Annotated in this window: 17 protein-coding genes; 4 read left to right on the plus strand and 13 right to left on the minus strand. The window is 62.9% G+C overall.

The window, feature by feature from the left end:
* The first annotated feature begins 74 nt into the window (after positions 1-74).
* Positions 75-950: a sulfurtransferase gene (locus V1292_RS06685; RefSeq protein ID WP_334371220.1), complete on the plus strand. Its 876-nt coding sequence runs from the start codon at positions 75-77 to the stop codon at positions 948-950.
* 112 nt (positions 951-1,062) lie between these two features.
* Here V1292_RS06685 and V1292_RS06690 read toward each other — a convergent pair whose 3' ends face one another.
* Both V1292_RS06690 and V1292_RS06695 read right to left on the minus strand, forming a co-directional pair.
* Entirely contained in the window at positions 1,063-2,001 is a 939-nt protein-coding gene (locus tag V1292_RS06690) for a DMT family transporter (protein WP_334371222.1), read from the minus strand.
* 34 nt (positions 2,002-2,035) lie between these two features.
* Positions 2,036-2,521: a Fur family transcriptional regulator gene (locus tag V1292_RS06695; protein WP_334371224.1), complete on the minus strand. Its 486-nt coding sequence runs from the start codon at positions 2,519-2,521 to the stop codon at positions 2,036-2,038.
* A 150-nt stretch (positions 2,522-2,671) separates the two neighbouring features.
* Between V1292_RS06695 and V1292_RS06700 the strand changes: the two genes are divergently transcribed.
* The 3 genes from V1292_RS06700 to V1292_RS06710 are packed head-to-tail and all read left to right on the plus strand — an operon-like array spanning position 2,672 to position 5,874.
* Positions 2,672-3,151 (plus strand): MarR family winged helix-turn-helix transcriptional regulator, encoded by a 480-nt coding sequence (locus V1292_RS06700; RefSeq protein ID WP_334371225.1) that lies wholly within the window; start codon positions 2,672-2,674, stop codon positions 3,149-3,151.
* Entirely contained in the window at positions 3,144-4,310 is a 1,167-nt protein-coding gene (locus V1292_RS06705) for an HlyD family secretion protein (RefSeq protein ID WP_334371226.1), read from the plus strand. The genes V1292_RS06700 and V1292_RS06705 overlap by 8 nt, the downstream gene beginning before the upstream one ends.
* A 4-nt stretch (positions 4,311-4,314) precedes the next feature.
* Complete coding sequence (locus tag V1292_RS06710; protein WP_334371228.1) at positions 4,315-5,874, plus strand: MDR family MFS transporter; 1,560 nt, start codon at positions 4,315-4,317, stop codon at positions 5,872-5,874.
* A 23-nt stretch (positions 5,875-5,897) separates the two neighbouring features.
* Here the strand turns inward: V1292_RS06710 and V1292_RS06715 are convergent, their stop codons facing one another.
* The 11 genes from V1292_RS06715 to V1292_RS06765 all read right to left on the minus strand — a co-directional run bounded on the left by V1292_RS06715 (position 5,898) and on the right by V1292_RS06765 (position 17,828).
* Complete coding sequence (locus V1292_RS06715; RefSeq protein ID WP_334371229.1) at positions 5,898-6,377, minus strand: SRPBCC domain-containing protein; 480 nt, start codon at positions 6,375-6,377, stop codon at positions 5,898-5,900.
* A gap of 11 nt (positions 6,378-6,388) precedes the next feature.
* Complete coding sequence (locus tag V1292_RS06720; RefSeq protein WP_334371231.1) at positions 6,389-6,712, minus strand: ArsR/SmtB family transcription factor; 324 nt, start codon at positions 6,710-6,712, stop codon at positions 6,389-6,391.
* A gap of 146 nt (positions 6,713-6,858) precedes the next feature.
* Complete coding sequence (locus tag V1292_RS06725) at positions 6,859-9,096, minus strand: cation:proton antiporter domain-containing protein (protein WP_334371232.1); 2,238 nt, start codon at positions 9,094-9,096, stop codon at positions 6,859-6,861.
* A gap of 105 nt (positions 9,097-9,201) precedes the next feature.
* Positions 9,202-11,073: a bifunctional sugar phosphate isomerase/epimerase/4-hydroxyphenylpyruvate dioxygenase family protein gene (locus tag V1292_RS06730; RefSeq protein ID WP_334371234.1), complete on the minus strand. Its 1,872-nt coding sequence runs from the start codon at positions 11,071-11,073 to the stop codon at positions 9,202-9,204.
* A complete protein-coding gene (locus tag V1292_RS06735; RefSeq protein WP_334371236.1) occupies positions 11,070-11,810 on the minus strand; it encodes an ABC transporter ATP-binding protein in 741 nt (246 codons plus the stop codon). Before V1292_RS06735 ends, V1292_RS06730 begins: the two co-directional genes overlap by 4 nt.
* A 12-nt stretch (positions 11,811-11,822) precedes the next feature.
* A complete protein-coding gene (locus tag V1292_RS06740; RefSeq protein WP_334371238.1) occupies positions 11,823-12,566 on the minus strand; it encodes an ABC transporter ATP-binding protein in 744 nt (247 codons plus the stop codon).
* Entirely contained in the window at positions 12,563-13,561 is a 999-nt protein-coding gene (locus V1292_RS06745) for a branched-chain amino acid ABC transporter permease (RefSeq protein WP_334371240.1), read from the minus strand. Before V1292_RS06745 ends, V1292_RS06740 begins: the two co-directional genes overlap by 4 nt.
* On the minus strand, positions 13,558-14,433 hold the full coding sequence (locus V1292_RS06750; RefSeq protein ID WP_334371242.1) for a branched-chain amino acid ABC transporter permease: 876 nt from the start codon (positions 14,431-14,433) through the stop codon (positions 13,558-13,560). Before V1292_RS06750 ends, V1292_RS06745 begins: the two co-directional genes overlap by 4 nt.
* A 248-nt stretch (positions 14,434-14,681) precedes the next feature.
* Positions 14,682-15,818 (minus strand): ABC transporter substrate-binding protein, encoded by a 1,137-nt coding sequence (locus V1292_RS06755; RefSeq protein WP_334371243.1) that lies wholly within the window; start codon positions 15,816-15,818, stop codon positions 14,682-14,684.
* Positions 15,819-15,869: 51 nt separating this feature from the next.
* On the minus strand, positions 15,870-16,760 hold the full coding sequence (locus V1292_RS06760) for a shikimate dehydrogenase (protein WP_334371244.1): 891 nt from the start codon (positions 16,758-16,760) through the stop codon (positions 15,870-15,872).
* A 129-nt stretch (positions 16,761-16,889) separates the two neighbouring features.
* Positions 16,890-17,828 carry a LysR family transcriptional regulator gene (locus V1292_RS06765; RefSeq protein ID WP_334371246.1) on the minus strand — a complete coding sequence of 313 codons (939 nt, stop codon included), beginning with the start codon at positions 17,826-17,828 and terminating at the stop codon, positions 16,890-16,892.
* Positions 17,829-17,837: the final 9 nt, after the last annotated feature.

Consider the following 17,837-nt stretch of genomic DNA (forward strand, 5'->3'; position numbering starts at 1 on the left):
CATGCGTCTGGCGGCCTTTTCATGGCCCGATGCGAGTCCTAGCATCGCCGAAATATAAATCATGGGAGGCGGGTATGCCGGCGCGAAACGAGCTGATCACGACGGCGGAACTCACCGACCTTCTCCGTCAGCCCGATCTGCGCCTGTTCGATTGCACCACCTACCTCGAACCCGCCCCTGAAGGCTCCAGCCTCCCGTATCTCACCGTGCCGGGCCGGCACAGCTTCGAGGCCGGACATATTCCGGGCGCCGACTTTCTCGATCTGCAGGGCGAATTCTCCGATCCCGATACCGAACTTCGCTTCACGATGCCGGATGTGGCGCGGCTCGAGCGGGCGTTCGGCCGCCACGGCGTTTCAAACCAAAGCCGGGTCGTGCTGTACAGCATCGGCACGCCGATGTGGGCAACGCGGTTCTGGTGGATGCTCAGATCGCTCGGCTTCGAGAACGTCGCGGTGCTCGATGGCGGTCTCGACAAATGGAAGTTCGAGGGACGCCCGCTCGAAACCGGGCCGGCGAAGGGATACGAGCCGGCAACATTCACGGCCAATCCGAGGCCAGGTTTCTTCGTCGACAAGCACGAAACGCTTGCCGCTACGTCCGAGCGAGGCACCGTCATCGTCAACGCGCTCGGTCCGCAGTTTCACAAGGGCCTCGAGCCAAGCCGCTACGGCCGCCCCGGCCGTGTGCCCGGCAGTTGCAACGTGTCGGCCGCGACGCTGCTCGACCCCAAGACCAAGGCCTTCGTGCCGCTTGCGGAGGCCGAAGCCAAGTTCAACGCGCAGGGCATCACCAAAGGCAAGCGCGTCGTCGCCTATTGCGGCGGCGGCATTTCGGCGACGGTCGACCTGTTCCTGCTGCACCAGCTCGGTTACGACAACCTCACCCTTTACGATGGCTCGATGGGCGAATGGGCCAAGGATGCGTCGCTGCCGATCGAGACGGGGTAGATCGCGAACTCGCGCTCTCCACGTCATTGCGAGGAGCGACAGCGACGAATCAATCCATCTTCAGCGCGTGTGCAAAGGTGGATTGCTTCGCGTCGCTCGCAATGACGGAAGGCTACGCCGGCACGTTCGGATCCGGCACCACCTTCGGGTCGGGCTTGTTGACGAGATAGAGCCCGGCGATGACAAGCAGCGCTGCAATACCAAAGGCAATGGTCAGCGTGTCGTGCAGGATGAAATAGGCGGCGACGACGCCGAACAATGGCGTGACGAAGGTGAACGACGACAGTTTGCTGGCTGAATAGGTCTTCACCAGCGCAAACCACAGCACGAAGGTGCAGCCCACCACCCAGATCGCCTGATAAGCCAACAGCGAGATCGACAGCGCACCTGGCATGTGCGTGATCTTCTCGCCGAACAGCAGGGATGCGCAGCCCAGGATCGGGATCGATACGGCCACCTGATAGCCGAGCGCCTTTTCCGGAGCTGCGTTACGAAGTTTCGTGCCCTTGGCGATCAGCGTGGTCGCGCCCCACAGCGCGCCGCCGCCGACTACAAGCAGGTCGCCCAGCAACACTTTTGCGTCGACATTTGCCTGGGGCACGCCGATCGCCAGCGCGACACCGGCAAAGCTGAGGCCCAGTCCGCCCCATTGCATCATGCTCAGGCGCTCTCCGAGAAACTGGTAGGAGCCGAGCGCCACGAAGAACGGTGCGGTGTACAGGAACACGGCGGCGCGCGACGCCGATGTGAACACCAATCCGCTGAAGATCAGCACGAATTCGATACCGAACAACGTGCCCGCCAGCAGGCCGGGACCGAGCGAGCCGTCGCGCTCGAGGAATTTCACGCCGCGCAGCCAACCGGCCAGCAGCATCACCGGCAACGCGCCGGCCGAGCGGATCAGGGCCTGCAGCATCGGCGGCACATCGGGCAGCGTTAGCTTCACCGCAATCTGGTTGAAGCCCCAGCTCAGGCACAACATCAGCATCAAGGCGATGGCGCCCGGGGTGAGCGCACGCCCGGCGGAAGGTTCTACTGGCTTGGACGACATCAATCCTCGTGGCCGGCTTGGCGCCGTATTCTCGTTATTTCTGGCAATGCGCGCAGATGCCGGCGATCTCGACGACAGAGAGCTTTGGCGCGAATCCGGATGCGCGCGCCGCCGCATTGAGGCTTTGCGCCACGGGGGCTGCGGGAATTTCGCCGACCGAGCCGCAGAGATCGCAGATCAAAAACGCCACCATCGAGGTCTCGTCATGATCATGCGCGCAGGCAAGGAACGCATTGCGGCTCTCGATGCGGTGGACGAGGCCGTTTTCCATCAGGAAATCGAGCGCGCGGTAGACCGTGATCGGCGCCGGCCGCGGCATCGATTTGGCGAGCTCGTCGATCACCTCATAGGCGCCGAGCGGGCGGTGGCTCGACAGTAGCGCCTGCAGCACCTGACGCCGGATCGGGGTAAATTTCTGCGCCCGCCGCGCGCAAACCTGTTCGGCATGCGCGATCGCTTCCGCAGTGCAGCGGCCGTGATCGTGGTCGGGTGCAGGAAATGTCGGCTTTGTCAGGCTCATCAGACCTTGTACCAGTTTGACGGCCAATCCTAAAGCCCGCGCATGCATTGGCTCCCAGCCATGTGCTGGAAGCGGATCAGGCCATTATTAACTCGCCGTGCAGAATTCATAAGCAAGCTTATTGTATTGCAGGCTTATGGAGGCTTGGGCATGCGCGGTTCCGTGGACATGAACTTCCTGTTTACGCTTGGCGAGGTGCAACGGATGGTGCGCGCCTATGCCGACCGGCAGGCCGCGCGCTACGGCATCACCCGTGCGCAATGGGCGGTGCTGGCCAAGGTCGAGCGCACCGAGGGCCTCAAGCAGTCGGAACTTGCCGAACAGATGGAGATGCAGCCGATCACGCTGACGCGGCTGATCGACAAGCTCTGCGACAATGGCTGGATCGAACGCCGCGGCGACGAGAATGACCGCCGCGTCAACCGCCTCTATCTGCGCAAAGCCGCGCGGCCGCTGCTCGGCAAGCTCGCCGGGCTTCGCTCCGAACTGACGGCGACCGCGCTCGACGGCATCAATCCCACTGATGCCCACCGCCTGCTCGACCAACTCGATCTGATCAAGGAAAACGTTCGCAACGCGATCCAGAATCCGGCCGGCGAACCTCCCGGAAAGGAGCAGCGCTATGGCTGATCCGGTCCTCAAATTCCCGCCCGAGCAGAAGGGCGCCCCCACACCGTCACGGCCGAAACTCGCGGCCGAGCCGCGCCGCCGGCTGATGGCCGGCATGCGGCGCTACCGGCGCTTCCTGCTGTTGGTGGTGTTGCCATTGGTTGCGCTGGTCGCCGGCGTGACGTTCTATCTCAACGGCGGCCGCTACGTGACCACCGACGACGCCTATGTCGGCGCGCAGAAGGTTCTGATCACGCCCGACATCTCCGGCAAGATCGAGAAGGTCGTGGTGAAGGAAGGCCAGCAGGTCAATCCAGGCGACGTGCTGTTCGAAATCGATCCGGTGCCGTTCCGCCTCGCCGTGGCGCAGGCCAAGGCCAACCTCGCGCAAACCAAGGTCACCTATGACAATCTGATCGCCGACCTGAAAATCTATGGCCAGATGAGCGAACTCTCGCAGCAAGGCATGGAGCTGAAGCGGCGTGACGTGGAGCGCAAGTCTTCGCTCGTGAAGAACAATTTCGGCTCGCAGCTCGACCTCGACAATGCGTCGACGGCCCTCGTCACCGCGAGCGCCCAGTTCCAGTTGCTGCAGCAGAAGATCGCGACCGCAAAAGCCCAACTGCTCGGCAATCCCGATCTGCCGCTCGAGGAATTCCCGCCCTATGCCCAGGCCAAGGCCGCGCTCGATCAGGCCCAGCGCAATCTCGACCACACCGTGATGCGTGCGCCGATGGCCGGTGTTGCCACCCAGGTCGAGCAGATCCAGCTCGGCCGCTTCGTCACGGCCGGCACGCCGGTGTTCAGTATCATCGACACCTCGAACCCGTGGGTCGACGCCAATCCGAAGGAGTCCGATTTCACCTACGTTGCGGTCGGCCAGTCGGTCACGCTCGAGGTGGATGCGTTCCCCAATCACCCCTTCAAGGGCACGGTCGGCTCACTCTCGCCCGGCACCGGTGCGCAGTTTGCGATCCTGCCGCCGCAGAACGCGTCGGGCAATTTCGTCAAGGTGGTGCAGCGCGTGCCGGTGCGGATCTATTTCGACAACAACGACAAATTCGTCCGCAAGCTGAAGGCCGGCATGAGCGTCTACGCCACCATCGACACCAACCATCGGCGCTCGCTCTCAGCCCTGCTCGGCCTGTCGCCGGCGACGGCGAACCAGGACCACGACTAGCGCCATGGCGACGCCGGGCCAGCCATCGGCATCCGTTCCCGGCCTGCGCCGGAACATGGTGACGATCTGCGCCATGACGGCAACCATCATGCAGGCGCTGGACACGACGATCGCCAACGTCGCGCTGCCCTACATGCAGGGCACGCTGTCGGCGTCGCAGGACCAGATCAACTGGGTGCTGACCTCCTATATCGTCGCCGCCGCGATCATGACCGCACCGGTCGGGTGGATCGCCAACCGCTTCGGCAGCAAGCGCATCTTCATCATCTGCTCGGCCGGCTTCACGATCGCCTCGGTGTTATGCGGATTGGCGCAGGACATCGGCCAGATGGTGGTGTTTCGTCTGCTGCAAGGCGTGTTCGGCGCGGCGCTGGTGCCGCTGTCGCAGGCCGTGATGCTCGATTCCTACGCGCTGCACGAACGCGCCAAAGCAATGGCGATCTGGGGCATGGGCGTGATGATGGGGCCGATCATGGGCCCGTCGCTCGGCGCCTGGCTGACGGAAACCTATTCCTGGCACTGGGTGTTCTTCGTCAACCTGCCGTTCGGCATTATCACTGTGCTTGGGCTCGTCATCTTCATGGACGAGACCAAGAAAGACCTCGAGCTGCGGTTCGACTGGTTCGGCTTTACCGCACTCGCGATCGCCATCGGCGCGCTGCAACTCGCGCTGGACCGCGGCGAGCAGCTCGGCTGGCTGGAATCCAATGAGATCATCGCCGAATTCATCATCGCCGGCATCGGCTTCTATTATTTCCTGGCGCATTCGCTGACGACACAACATCCGTTCATCCAGTTCGCGCTGTTCAAGGACAAGAATTTCGTCGGCGGCTGCGTATTCATGGCCGTGATGGGGCTGGTGCTGTTCTCGACCATGGCGCTGTCATCACCGTTCCTGCAGAACGTGATCGGCTATCCGATCATCACCGCGGGCCTTCTGCTGGCGAGCCGCGGCTGCGGCACATTCGTCGCGATGATGCTGGTCGGCCGCATGATGCGCCATATCGAAGCGCGGACGCTGATTGTCTCGGGCCTCGGCATTACCTGCCTGTCGCTGTTCTACATGACCGCCTGGACCGACCAGACCGGCGTGACCGAGATCGTGGTCATCAGCGTGGTCCAGGGCTTTGGCTTCGGCCTGGTATTCGTGCCGCTCTCCACGGTGGCGTTCCTGACGCTACCCAATCATCTGCGCACCGACGGCACCTCGATGCTGACCTTGATGCGCAATGTCGCCAGCTCGATCGGGATTTCGCTGGTGATCTCGCAACTGACACAGGGCACGCGCTACACCTACGCGGTCCTGTCGGAGAATATCAATCCGTTCAATCACGCCCTGCAGATGCCGGGGGTGCGCGACATGGTCGATCTCGCCACCGACAAGGGCCGCGCCATGGCGGATGTGATGGTCAAGGTGCAGGCGCAGATCATCGCGTTCTCGTACGACTACCAGCTCGTGATGATCTTTACCGCCTGCGCCATCCCGCTCGCCATCATGATCGGCTCGACCAAGGCAACGCTGCGCGAGCAGTCGACCGCGCCGGATCATGCGGTGATGGAGTAGGACCGCCATTCGGAGCACCCGCGCTACGGCCGCGGCGGTGCTGAAAGCGCGTCGAGCCGGGCGTAGCTCGCTTCCATTCCCTGCTCCATGCCGGTCGCCAGCATCGTGGCGCGCGTCGCAGCATCTGGCAGCGTCATTCGCATGGTCATCAAGGTGCCGGCTCCGTCCGGTGCGAAGTTGGTTTCGACATGATTGTCAGGTGTCGGGTCCGGCAGATGCATCCGCTCGACATGTACGAGGCGGCTGAACGGCACAACTTCGATAAATTCGCCGGTCAGGTGGAAGCCACCGCCCTTGCCGTCGCTCCATTCGTACCGGATCTTGCCGCCCGGGCGTGCCTCGTTGACGCAGACCGGCATCGTCCAGCCTTCCAGACCAAGCAGCCACTTCTGGATCAGCGCCGGCTCGGTGTGCGCGCGAAACACCGCCTCAGGCGTGGCGGCAAAGCGCCGGGTAACCACGACGTGGGTGTCGCCTTCGGTCTTCAGCGTCAACTTGCTCATGGGATTGCCTTTCACTCTTTGGTTTTCATTTCGGCCAGCACGTCATCCAACCGGTTGTAGTTTGCCGCGAGCGTCTGCCGCAGCATCGCAAGCCATTGGTCGATCTCGGCGACGGCCGCGGGCGCCAGCCGGCATGGCCGTTTCGTGCCGTCGACGCGGCGCAGAATAAGGCCGGCGCCTTCGAGGACCTTGAGGTGACGGGAGATGGCGGGCTGCGTCATCTCGAACGGCTCAGCCAATTCCATGACGGTGGCCTCGCCTAGCGCAAGGCGCGCCAGGATCGCCCGGCGAGTCGGGTCGGCCAACGCGGAAAAGGCAGCATCAAGATTCGACATCGTGGATCTCAAGTCAGTTATATAACTGATATATTATATAACTCTTCTGTTATGTCAATGATGAAAATCTGGGAAACCGGGCAGCCATGGCTCACCGCGCGCGTTGGACACGCGGCCGGTTCTTGACCTTTGTTCCGGCCGGCTACTCAGGTTGATATCAGCAGGACCGAGGCGCTCGAGTTCTTCAGAACGGCAGATGCAACGCCTCCAAAGCTGAGAGTCTCGCCTTGTATGCGGTCGACTCCCAGGACAACCAGATCAGCGCCGCTGCTTTCGATTTCGCGCAGGATCGCGTGCTCGGGTGATACGCCGGCGCGGATCGCCGTCGTTGCCTCGATGCCGTAATGTGCAGCAAGCGAACCGGCGGCTTTCAGGATCGCCTCCCGTTTCGGCAATGAAATATTGGCACCGCCACGTCCTCCCCGATCCCTGGTCGTAGCGACATGGATGAACCGGACCGATGTCGAACCCGGGCGGGCCAGCGCAATTGCCACTTCGGCACCCCGGCGCGAGATGCCGCTACCCGACACGGGGACCAGAATCCTGAATGAAGAGCTTGCCGCGGGCTGCTTGAGATGGCGGCCCCTCGCGGCGACGATTGCGAGCGGGCCATCGAAGCCTGATGTAGCGTTCTCGATTCTTTCATCAAACCCGTTCCTGGTCCCGATCACCTTTTCCATTCCGACAATCAGCAGATCGAACCCCTTCCGGGCCTCGTCGATGACGGCATCCGCCGGCCTTTTGCTCTTGGCGCGCGTCGTGACGTCGATCTCACGCGCGGCCTCGTCCGGGCCGAAATCGACGATGCTCCTTGCCGCGCTCCTCACCGCGCTTTCAGGGCTTTCTTCCTCGTCGCGCTTGCTTTCCTGACGCTTCGCACGGGCGCCGATATGCAGCACGGTGATCGGAATACCCCGCGCGCCCGCAAGGAGGCCTGCAAGATGGGATGCAAACTTCGCGTTGGCGCTCTCGTCCACCGCAAGCAGCAGACGCTGCAGATTTGCGGTAAATCCTTTCTCCTCCAGTTCCTCCCGTTCAAGCCTCTCCTTCTCGTCCGCCTTCATGGGAAGCCGCGACAGCGCGGCGCGCAGCATCGGCGGCATGGCGATCGTGGTCAGGATCGCCATGGTGACGATCATCGAGAACAGGTTCTGGCTCAGCACGCCCATGGAAAGGCCGATGCTGGCGATGATGACCTCCGTCGACCCTCGCGCATTCATGCCGCTTGCCAGCGCAAAGCATTCGTAGCGGTTCATTCCGCCAAGGCTGCCACCCACGTAGGCGCCACCGAATTTTCCAATGCTTGCAATCAGCACCAGTAGCGCTGTGAGCCATAGCAAATTCGGATCCTTCAGAACCGTCAGGTCCGCGTTCAATCCCGCCAGGCCGAAGAATACCGGCATGAACAGGCTGGTGATCAGCCCGCGCAATCGCTCGTCGATCTGCCGGGTCAGGATCGGCGATTCGCCGACCAGCACGCCGGCGACAAACGCGCCGAGCACCGTGTGCACGCCGATCGCATGGGTGATCAGGGCCATGCCGCCCATCAGCAGGAGGATCACCGTGATCACGGCGGACGCGCTGACCAGCGTATCGTTGGCCCAGCGAATCAGCCGAAACGCCAGCCGCCGCCCGATCGTGAAACTGACGGCCAGGAAGATCAGCGTCCCCAGCACCGCCTGCCCCACCGAGATCAGGTCGAATGTGCCCTGCGAGGCAAGGCTGAAGATCACCGCAATGATGATCCAGCCGATCGTGTCATCGATGATCGCCGTCGCGATGATGATCTGACCGACATTGCGGCGCATGAAATTCATCTCGCGAACGACGACGGCGACGATCTTCACCGAAGAAATCGATAGCGCCGTGCCCAGGAACACCGAGGCGACCAGGCGTGCCTCCGGATGCGGAAGCAGGCTATCGGGCAGGATTTGCCCTAGCAAAAAGCCGCACAGGAAGGGAACGACGATGCCGGCGATGGAAACGATGATAGCGGCCCTGCCGACTTTCCTGACCAGTTTCAGATCGGTTTCCATTCCCGTCAGCAGCAGCAACAACAGAATGCCGAACTGGGCGAGACCTTCGATCAGGGCCTTCTGCTCAGCGGAGGGCGGAAAGATCGCCGCGTGCGCCGAGGGCCAGACCCATCCGAACAGCGACGGGCCGAGCAGCAGCCCTGCGAGCAGTTCGCCGATCACCGACGGCTGGCCGATCCGTTGCATGATCTCGCCGAGCCCGCGGCCGATCGTGATCAACAGCACGATCTGAAGGATGAGGATGAATTCGGAGGGACGCGCGGCGTCTTTGGCCGCCTCGGCCAGCGTGGCCGTCAGCACCGCAACGAGAATAACCCACAGTGCCAGCCGGGCCGACCCCCGCTTCATCGGTCGTCATCCTCCGGAACGGCGTCGACAGCCTTCCCAGAAGTGAACTTTCCGAAGCCGGGCGCGTTCCCGCGGGTTTTTTGTGGCCGCAGAATTCGCGGCCGTTCAAGCCCGTGGCATGGTCAGCGGCCGGGATTCCCGGGTCTGGGCGGCGAGCCTGATCGCGGCGTTGGCAGCGCCGAAGCCGTGATAGTCGCGCCGCTCGACGATCTCGAAGAAAAACCGCTCGTCGAAGGCGTGGGTATAGACTTGGAAGAATTCACCCTCGCCTTCGCGATCGTAGAGAATCTGGTTGTCGCGGAGCGCCGCCATCGTCGAGGCGTCGAGGCCGTATTTGGCCTCGAGATCGTCGTAGTAATTGTCGGGAATCTTCAGGAAATCTGCACCCCGCGCGCGCATGTCGGCCACGGCCGCAAAGATATCGCGGCAGGAGAACGCGACGTGCTGGACGCCGGAGCCGAAGAATTCGTGGATGAAGCGGGCCGACAGCGTGCGCGTCGCCGACGAACCGTTCAGAACCACCCGCAGGTTTTCGTTGGCGTTGATCAGCGCCTGGCTTTGCACCAGGCCGACCGGATCGGCGATCTCGAACTGCGGCAGACGCTTCAGATCGAGAATGCCGGTATAGAACAATAACCACGACAGCATCTCATCGTAGGGCATCGATTGCGAGATGTGGTCGACGGCATCGAGACGATCGGTAGCCGCATCGCTGCGCAGCGGCTCGAAATCGAGCTCCCAGTTCTTGCCGGCTTGCTCCAGGAAATACAGCAAGCTGCCGCCGACGCCGCGGATCGCCGGGATTTCAAGCTCGCCCGGCCCTACCGGCTGATAGAAGGTGCGCGCCTGCAGCGCTTCCGCGCGCGCCATGGTGCTGCTGGCGGCATCGACATCAACAGCGATAGCGCAGACCCCGGGACCGTGCGCGACAAAATGCGAATGCGCAAAGCTGTCAGGCTCGCAATTGATCACGAGGTCGATACGACCCTGCGACCAACGCTCGACGTCCTTGCTGCGATGAACGCCCGTCTTGCGAAAGCCGAGTTGGCCGAACAGCGCCGCGAGGTCGCTGGCTTTCTCTTCACTGACGGCAAATTCGATGAAGCCGACGCCGCGGCTGCGTGCCTTCGGCGGCAGTGGCTTTGCCGGAGCGCTCGAGGCGATGCTACGAACGTCATCCTCGAGCAGGATCAGCGAGCGCAGCCCGTCGGTCGCAGTGCGCACAGCCGAGCCGGCGCGAAACTGGTCGTTGAATATTTCCAGCGACAGGGGGCCGGCATAGCCGGTAGCGAGCACGTCTTCCACGAAGCGGGCAACCGGAAGATCGCCCTGCCCCGGGAAACAGCGGAAATGCCGGCTCCAGGACAAAACGTCGAGGCCGAGCTTTGGCGCGTCGGCCAGTTGCACCAGAAAGATCTTGTCTGCCGGAATCGATTGAATCGGCAGCGTCGGGAACGACGGCGCCAGCGCATGAAAGCTGTCGAGGATGACGCCGATCGATTTGTGCTCGGCGCGCCGCACGATCTCCCAAGCGTCACGATAATCGTTGACGTGAAGTCCCCAGGCGAGCGCCTCATAGCCGACGCGCAAGCCCCGCGCTGCGGCCCGTTCACCCAGCTCGCGGAAATCGGCGGCCGCGCGGTCGATGCCGCCGAGCGAGGCCGGCGAGATGTTGCTGCAGATCAGCATCAAGTCGGTCTGCAATTCCTGCATCAGGTCGAACTTGCGCTCGGCGCGGGCGAAGTTGCGCCCTCGCTGCGGCTCCGGCATGCCCTCGAAGTCGCGAAATGGCTGGAAGGCGCAGATCGAAAGCCCGAGATCCCGGCACATCTGGCCGACGTCGCGCGGACTGCCTGCGAACGACAGCAGATCGTTCTCGAAGATCTCGACGGCGTCGAATCCGGCGGCGGCGATCGCCCGCAGCTTTTCGTCGAGGGTGCCGCTCAGCGAAACGGTGGCGATCGAGCGCTGGTTCATGCTGCAGTTTCCGTCATGGCGCCACCCAGGAACAATTGCCCGATGCGGGGATCGTTCAGCACCCGCTCCGCTTTGTCGACGAGCCGGGTCTGACCGAGTTCGAGCACGATGCCGTAATCAGAAATCTCCAGCGCCGAGCGCGCATTCTGCTCGATCATCAGGATCGATACGCCGCGGTCGCGCAATTCCTTCAGAATGTTGAAGGTCTGCTGCACCATCAGCGGCGACAGCCCGATCGAAGGCTCGTCGATCAGCACCAGTTGCGGATTGAGCAGCAGGCCGCGGACGATTTCGAGCTGCTTCTGCTCGCCGCCCGACAGCGTGGACGCCTGCTGCGCTGCCCTTTTGCGCAGCGCAGGAAACTTGTCGAGCGCCGCCTCGATTCGCGCGGGCAGGTCGGTGATGTCCCGCCCGGCGACGACGGCGCCGAGCTGGATGTTGTCGCGCACCGACAACTCGGGAAAGATATTGCGTCCCTGCGGCACGTAGCAGATGCCTGACGTCAGCAATTCCCGCTGCCTCAGCCCGGTAACGTCCCGCCCCTTGAATACGATCCTGCCTTCGCGCAGCTTCAACAGCCCGAAGATCGCCTTGAACACGGTGGATTTTCCCGCGCCGTTCGGGCCGATCACGGTGGTGATGGAGCCCGCCGGCACCGAAAAACTGGTGCCGTTGAGAATCGTCATCTTGCCATAGCCGCCGATGAGGCCTTGAACATCCAGGATGGCATCGCTCATGGAATGATCCCTTTAGTGGCCGAGATAGGCTTCGATGACGGCAGGATTGGCGCGGACTTCGCTGGGCGTGCCCATCGCCAGCAGTCTGCCTTCCGCCATCACCATGACGCGGGTGCAAAGCGACATCACGAATTCCATGTTGTGCTCGATCACGACGAAGGTGGCGCGCTTCTCGCGGTTGATCGCGGCCAGCCGTTCCTTGAGATCCCCGAGCATGGTGAGGTTGACGCCGCCGGCCGGTTCATCGAGCAGCACCAGCCGCGGGCCACCCATGAACGCCATGGCGGCGTCGAGCAGCTTTTGCTGGCCGTACGACAGCCCACCTGCGGCTTCGGTGGCGAGATGGTCGAGCTTGAAGAAGCCGATCATCTGGTCCGCCGCAGCGGTCAGTCCCGCATCCGACGGACCGAACAGCCGCGACACCATGTTGCCCTGATGCTCCTGGCCAGCAAGGATCAGATTCTCCCGCACGGAGAGTTTTGGGAATACCTGCAGAAGCTGGAAGGTGCGGCTGACGCCCAGACGATTCAACTCGGACGGCCGCAATCCCGTGACGACCTTGCCGTCGACCTTCACCTCGCCATCAGTCGGCGTGAGTTGCCCGAGGATGCAGTTGAACAGGGTGGACTTGCCGCAGCCGTTCGGGCCGATCAGCCCGAGGATCTCGCCCTCTCGCACATCGAAGCTGACGCCGTCGACCGCCTTGATGCCCCCAAAACTCTTCTTGATGTTGCTGACTTCGAGGACTGCGGTCATGGCGCCGTCTCCAGCCTGGATTTGGCAACCGCCCGCAAGGCGGACGCCGCCTTGGTGCGCCGCTCGGTCAGATAGCGATCGAGGATGCCGAGAATGCCGGTCGGCGAATAAATCAGGAGCAGCATCACGGCGACCGCATAGAGCATCAAATAGTAGCCTTGCGTGAAGCGCAGCCATTCCGGCAGCAGCACCGCAATCATCGCGCCGAGGAACGGCCCGAAGAAGAATCCGGAGCCGCCGACGATCACCATCATCAACAGGTCGAGCGAGAGCGAGAGGTTGAACGGAACCGGATCGATATATTGCGTCAACGGCGCATAGAGCGTGCCGGCGACGCCGCCGAGGGCTGAACCGATCGCGAACGCCATCAGCGTATAGCGCCGCGTGTCGATGCCGAGCGACAGCGCCCGCACCGGATTTTCGCGCAGCGCCACGAAAGCGCGGCCCCAGGGCGAGCGGATCAGCCACCACATCGCAAGCGAGACGATGCCGAGCGAGCCGAGGCAGAAGTAATAGAACGGCAACGGCCGGTTGGTCGCGAAGCCAAGGACATTCGGCCGCGGAATATTGGAGATGCCGTAGATGCCCTTGGTGAGCCAATCCTCGTTGCGGAACACCAGGAAGGCCAGCGTCGAGAACGCCAGCGTTACGAAGGCAAGGTAATGGTGCTGCACACGCAGCGCCGGATAGCCGAGGATCCAGCCGATCGCAAAGCACAGCACGATCGCAACGCCGAGCGCCGCAATCAGCGGCATGCCCTGCGTGGTCATGATCGCCGCCGCATAGGCGCCGATGCCAACGAAGGCGCCCTGCGCCAGCGAGACCTGGCCGGCATAGCCCAGCGTCAGATTGAGCCCCATCGCGGCGATCGTCATCACCGCCCATTGGCTCAGGATATACAGGCCATAGCGGTTGAAATTCATCGGCACGATGATCAGCGCCGCGATGACGGCAACGCCGAGGGCAATGCGCCAGTATTTTCCGATTGCGGTCATACCGTGCGCTCCTCGGGCCGGCCGAGTAACCCCTGCGGACGGAACAGGATGATGACGATCAGCAGGATCAGCGGCACCGCGGCGCGGTACTGCGTCGACACATAGGCCGCCGCCAGATTGTCGACGACGCCGATCAACAGCCCGCCGGCAATGGCGCCGCGCACCTGGTTAAAGCCGCCGACGATCGCAGCGATGAACGCCGCCTGCCCCAGCACTTCGCCGGAGGAGAATTTCGCGAGATAAATCGGCGTAATCAGCAGCGACGCCAAAGCCACCAGAAACGCGTTGATCAGGAACGTCAGCAGGATCATGCGCTCGACCGGCACGCCGATGATGCGGGCGACCGTCGGATTCTGTGCGGTCGCCTGCATCTGGTGACCGATCGACGTGCGGTTCAACAGCGCGGTCAGGCCAATCACCACGGCGATCGCAAGCGCCAGCACACCGAGGCTCTGCACCGAGACCACGCGACCGAGGATCCAGACGTCGCCGGCCGGCACGATAGAGGGGAACGGCGAGGCTTCCGCACTGAAGAACTGCTTCACCGCCTCTTTCATGCCGATCGCGAGCGCCATGGTCGCGATCGCGAGCGGCAGCACGCCGTGCCGCAGCATCGGATCCACCAGCAAGAGCTTGAAGCCGAGCCCCAACAGCAGCAGCGACAGCAGGATGCCAAGGATGATGGCGAGCCAGAACGGCGCGCCCGCATGCATTACCGCGAGCATCAGGAACGCCGGCAGCATCACGAATTCGCCTTGCGCGAAATTGATGGTTTGCGACGTCTGCCACAGCAGCGTGAAACCGACGGCCACAAGGGCATAGATCGCCCCGGTCGCAAGGCCTGCCACGAGCAGATCGAGCAGATTGGACATGCTTTTCCCTTCACGACGCGGAGACAGGCTCCGCTGACACTCGGCTCAGATGAATTCGCTCGGCCGCGCGACGGGCTCCACCTCTCCCGCTTGCGGGGGAGGTCGCATCGCATCGACAGATGCGATGCGGGTGGGGGCTCTCTCCACACGGGCAGTGTAACTCGCGGCAACACCCCCACCCCAGCCCTCCCCCGCAAGCGGGAGAGGGAGTGCACCGCCGTCGCCGCGCGACCTCATCTCATCACTAATCAATTCAGCTTCGGCAGCACCTGCTTGACGACCTGCTTGCCCTCGACGATCTCGACCAGGAATCCCTGGCGATCGATGTCGCCTTTCTCGTCGAAGGTCACATCCATCAGGATGCCGGGCTCGCTGGCGGCCTTGATGGTGAGGCCGTGAAGCGTATCGGCGAACTTTTTGGCGTCGACCTTGCCCATTTTCTCGGTAGTCGCCTTGACCATGTAGATCGCGAGATAGCCCTTGAGTCCGTTGTGGTCGGGCACGTAGTTGTACTTCTTGACGAACTTGTCGCGGAAGGCCTTGACCAGATCGACGGGTGCGTCGGTGGTAAGCCCGACGTGACCGCGCGCACCGTTTGCCGCGTCTCCAGCCAGTTCGACGACCTTTTGACCAATCAGGGTAGTCTCGCCCACCAGCGGCACAGCGACTGCCTGGCGCTTCAGCTCTTTCAGGATGCGCGCGCTTTCTTCCTCGTTGAGGTAGATGAAGACGGCATCGGGCGCCGCGGCCTTGATCTTGCTGACGTCGGCGGCGAAATCGGCCTGTCCCGCTTCGGTGGAAAGGTCTGCCGCGACCTTGATGTTGTATTTGGCGAATTCCTTGCTGATGACGTCGCGGCCGCCCTTGCCGAAATCATTATTGACCCAGACGATCGCAACCGATTTGGCCTTCAGCTCATCGTTGATGTATTTGGCAACCTTCGGCATCGACGATTGCTGACCGAACGAGGTGCGGAACAAAAACTTGTTGCCGCCCTGCGTCAGTTCGGCCGCCTCGCCGCCCATGATCTGGGTGATGCCGGCTTCCGCGGCGAGCGGCGAGGTGACCTTGACCGAGCCCGAGTAGCCGGGGCCGAGCAGGACGTAGGGCTCATTGTCGAGCGCCTTCTGCACCTGCGCGCGCGCAACGCCGGGGTTCGACTGCGAATCCGCATGCGTGACTTCCAGCTTGCGACCGAGCACGCCGCCCTTGGCGTTGATCTCCTCGATCGCGAGATCGATGCCGTTTTTCCAGTTGTTGCCAACGGTGGCGCCGCCGCCGGACAGTTCGGCGACATCGGCGAGCTTGATCGGCGCCCCTTGCGCAAATGCGGTTGCGGCCGATACGGTAACGAGCAATAGCCCGGCAAAGATTCCAGATCTCATTTCCATCCCCTCTTGTTGTTGCAAAAGACGGCCTTGTAACCGGCCGTGCTGTTACGCTGCATTCACTTTAGCGTAGCGTTTAGCCATTACGGCGTCGAATGCATTTCCCATCTCGACAACCGATGGCTTCAATCCCGTGAACAGCTCGAAGGCGTCCGCCGCCTGGTAGATCGCGAGCTCGCGCCCGGTCATGACCTCGGCGCCCTTCGCCTTGGCGGCATTCAGCAGCGGCGTCCAGAGCGGCGTGTAGACAGCGTCCGCTACCCAAATATCCCTGTGCAGCAGCGCATCCGGCACAGGCGTGCGACGGTTCGGCAGCATGCCGACCGGCGAGCCATTGACCACGCCGGTGACGCCGCGCATGGCTTCCTCGACGCTATCGGCGGCCTTCGTGCTGCCACGGCTCTCGATCAGGCCGGCAAGTTGCGTTGCCTTGGCTGCATCTGTGTCGAAGATTCTAATCTCCGCCACGCCAATTCCGGCAAGCGCAAAGGCGATCGCCTTGCCGACACCGCCCGCGCCGATCACGGCGACAACGCTCTGCGCGGGATCGCGGACGAGTTCGGTGATCGCCCGGGCAAATCCCGTTGTGTCGGTGTTGTGCCCGATCAGCCGGTCCTCCCGGACCACGACGGTGTTGACGGCGCCGATCGCGCGCGCACCGGGCGACAATTCGTCGAGCAGCGAAACCACCGCTTCCTTGTACGGGAAGGTGACGTTGACGCCGGCAAAGCCCAGCCGCCGCACGCCGTCGAGCAGCAGCCGCAATTCTTCGCGGCCCGCACCGGCAACTTCGATAGGCTGGTAATGGCAATGAGCGCCGAGCGCTTCGGCGGCCCGCTCATGCATCGCCGGCGATGCCGAATGCGCAATCGGCGCGCCGATCAGGCCGGTGAGGAAGCGGCGATCGGCCGGAGCAATCGGGCGGGCGGCAGGGCTCATGATCTCGTCGTTGGGCGCAAATGCGCGTAAGGGCCAGCGGACGGCTCGGGGACGTCCCGATCCGGCCGAACGATAGCGTTTTGCCGACCTAACACAATTACCCATTTATGCCGGATAGATAACATCATGTTATTTCTTGCGCGGCTTGGGGTCGGGCTTTCGCAGCGCCGTCTTGACCGGTCCAACGGCGCGCATTTCCGAGCGCAGGCACTCGATGAAATGCTCGATGTGCAGCGACAGCGGCGCGCCGCGCTTTACCGCGATGTAGGTGTCGAACCTGGTCGGCTCGACGATCTTCAACAGTTCGATGCCGGGATAACCGCCATGCGCGACGGTAAACTGGTCGATCACGGCGATGCCGAGGCCGGCCTTGACCAGCGCGCACACCGTGGTGCCGAAGCGGGCGCGGATGGTGATGTCGTAGTCGAGTTTGTTGCGCGCAAATATCTCCGCCATGATCCGTCCATAGGGATCATTGGGATCGATGCCGATCAGGGGATAGCGGATGATCTCCTTGGCCGAGACCTGCTTGCACCCGGCAAGCTCATGCCCCGCCGGCACGATGCAAAACAACTCGCCCGAGGCCAACGGCAGGAAGTCGAGGCCGGGATGCTCGAGCCGGTAGCTCATGGCGACGCAATCGCCGCGGCCCAGCAGCAGATAGTCGACGGCTTCCTCGATTTTGAGGATGTTGATGTCGATCCGCAGTTCGGGATAACGGCGCCGCACCCGCTCGATCGCGCGCGGCACCATCACCTGCGAGATGCTCGGCACCGAGCCGATGCGCAGTTCGGACAGATCGCCGCGTCCGATCTTGGAGATGATCTCGGAGAGATCATCCATCTTCTCGTAGACGCCGTTGATCTGCTCAAAGATGTTACGGGCTTCCGCTGTCGGGAAATAGCGCCCGTTCTGGCGCTGGAAGAACCGGACGCCCAGCGACTTCTCGGTGTATTTCACCAGCCGGCTGATGCCGGGCGCCGATACGTTCAGAAGTCTCGCAGCTCCGCCGATCGTGCCGGTCACCATCACGGCGCGGATCACCTCGACCTGGCGAAGCGTCATCATGTGCGAAGT

Source organism: Bradyrhizobium sp. AZCC 1719 (assembly GCF_036924525.1).
Classification (GTDB): domain Bacteria; phylum Pseudomonadota; class Alphaproteobacteria; order Rhizobiales; family Xanthobacteraceae; genus Bradyrhizobium.

Coding starts and splice junctions, on each gene's coding strand:
- V1292_RS06685 (WP_334371220.1), top strand. CDS start 75: ATGCCGGCGCGAAACGAGCTGATCACGACGGCGGAACTCACCGACCTT.
- V1292_RS06690 (WP_334371222.1), bottom strand. CDS start 2,001: ATGTCGTCCAAGCCAGTAGAACCTTCCGCCGGGCGTGCGCTCACCCCG.
- V1292_RS06695 (WP_334371224.1), bottom strand. CDS start 2,521: ATGAGCCTGACAAAGCCGACATTTCCTGCACCCGACCACGATCACGGC.
- V1292_RS06700 (WP_334371225.1), top strand. CDS start 2,672: ATGCGCGGTTCCGTGGACATGAACTTCCTGTTTACGCTTGGCGAGGTG.
- V1292_RS06705 (WP_334371226.1), top strand. CDS start 3,144: ATGGCTGATCCGGTCCTCAAATTCCCGCCCGAGCAGAAGGGCGCCCCC.
- V1292_RS06710 (WP_334371228.1), top strand. CDS start 4,315: ATGGCGACGCCGGGCCAGCCATCGGCATCCGTTCCCGGCCTGCGCCGG.
- V1292_RS06715 (WP_334371229.1), bottom strand. CDS start 6,377: ATGAGCAAGTTGACGCTGAAGACCGAAGGCGACACCCACGTCGTGGTT.
- V1292_RS06720 (WP_334371231.1), bottom strand. CDS start 6,712: ATGTCGAATCTTGATGCTGCCTTTTCCGCGTTGGCCGACCCGACTCGC.
- V1292_RS06725 (WP_334371232.1), bottom strand. CDS start 9,096: ATGAAGCGGGGGTCGGCCCGGCTGGCACTGTGGGTTATTCTCGTTGCG.
- V1292_RS06730 (WP_334371234.1), bottom strand. CDS start 11,073: ATGAACCAGCGCTCGATCGCCACCGTTTCGCTGAGCGGCACCCTCGAC.
- V1292_RS06735 (WP_334371236.1), bottom strand. CDS start 11,810: ATGAGCGATGCCATCCTGGATGTTCAAGGCCTCATCGGCGGCTATGGC.
- V1292_RS06740 (WP_334371238.1), bottom strand. CDS start 12,566: ATGACCGCAGTCCTCGAAGTCAGCAACATCAAGAAGAGTTTTGGGGGC.
- V1292_RS06745 (WP_334371240.1), bottom strand. CDS start 13,561: ATGACCGCAATCGGAAAATACTGGCGCATTGCCCTCGGCGTTGCCGTC.
- V1292_RS06750 (WP_334371242.1), bottom strand. CDS start 14,433: ATGTCCAATCTGCTCGATCTGCTCGTGGCAGGCCTTGCGACCGGGGCG.
- V1292_RS06755 (WP_334371243.1), bottom strand. CDS start 15,818: ATGAGATCTGGAATCTTTGCCGGGCTATTGCTCGTTACCGTATCGGCC.
- V1292_RS06760 (WP_334371244.1), bottom strand. CDS start 16,760: ATGAGCCCTGCCGCCCGCCCGATTGCTCCGGCCGATCGCCGCTTCCTC.
- V1292_RS06765 (WP_334371246.1), bottom strand. CDS start 17,828: ATGATGACGCTTCGCCAGGTCGAGGTGATCCGCGCCGTGATGGTGACC.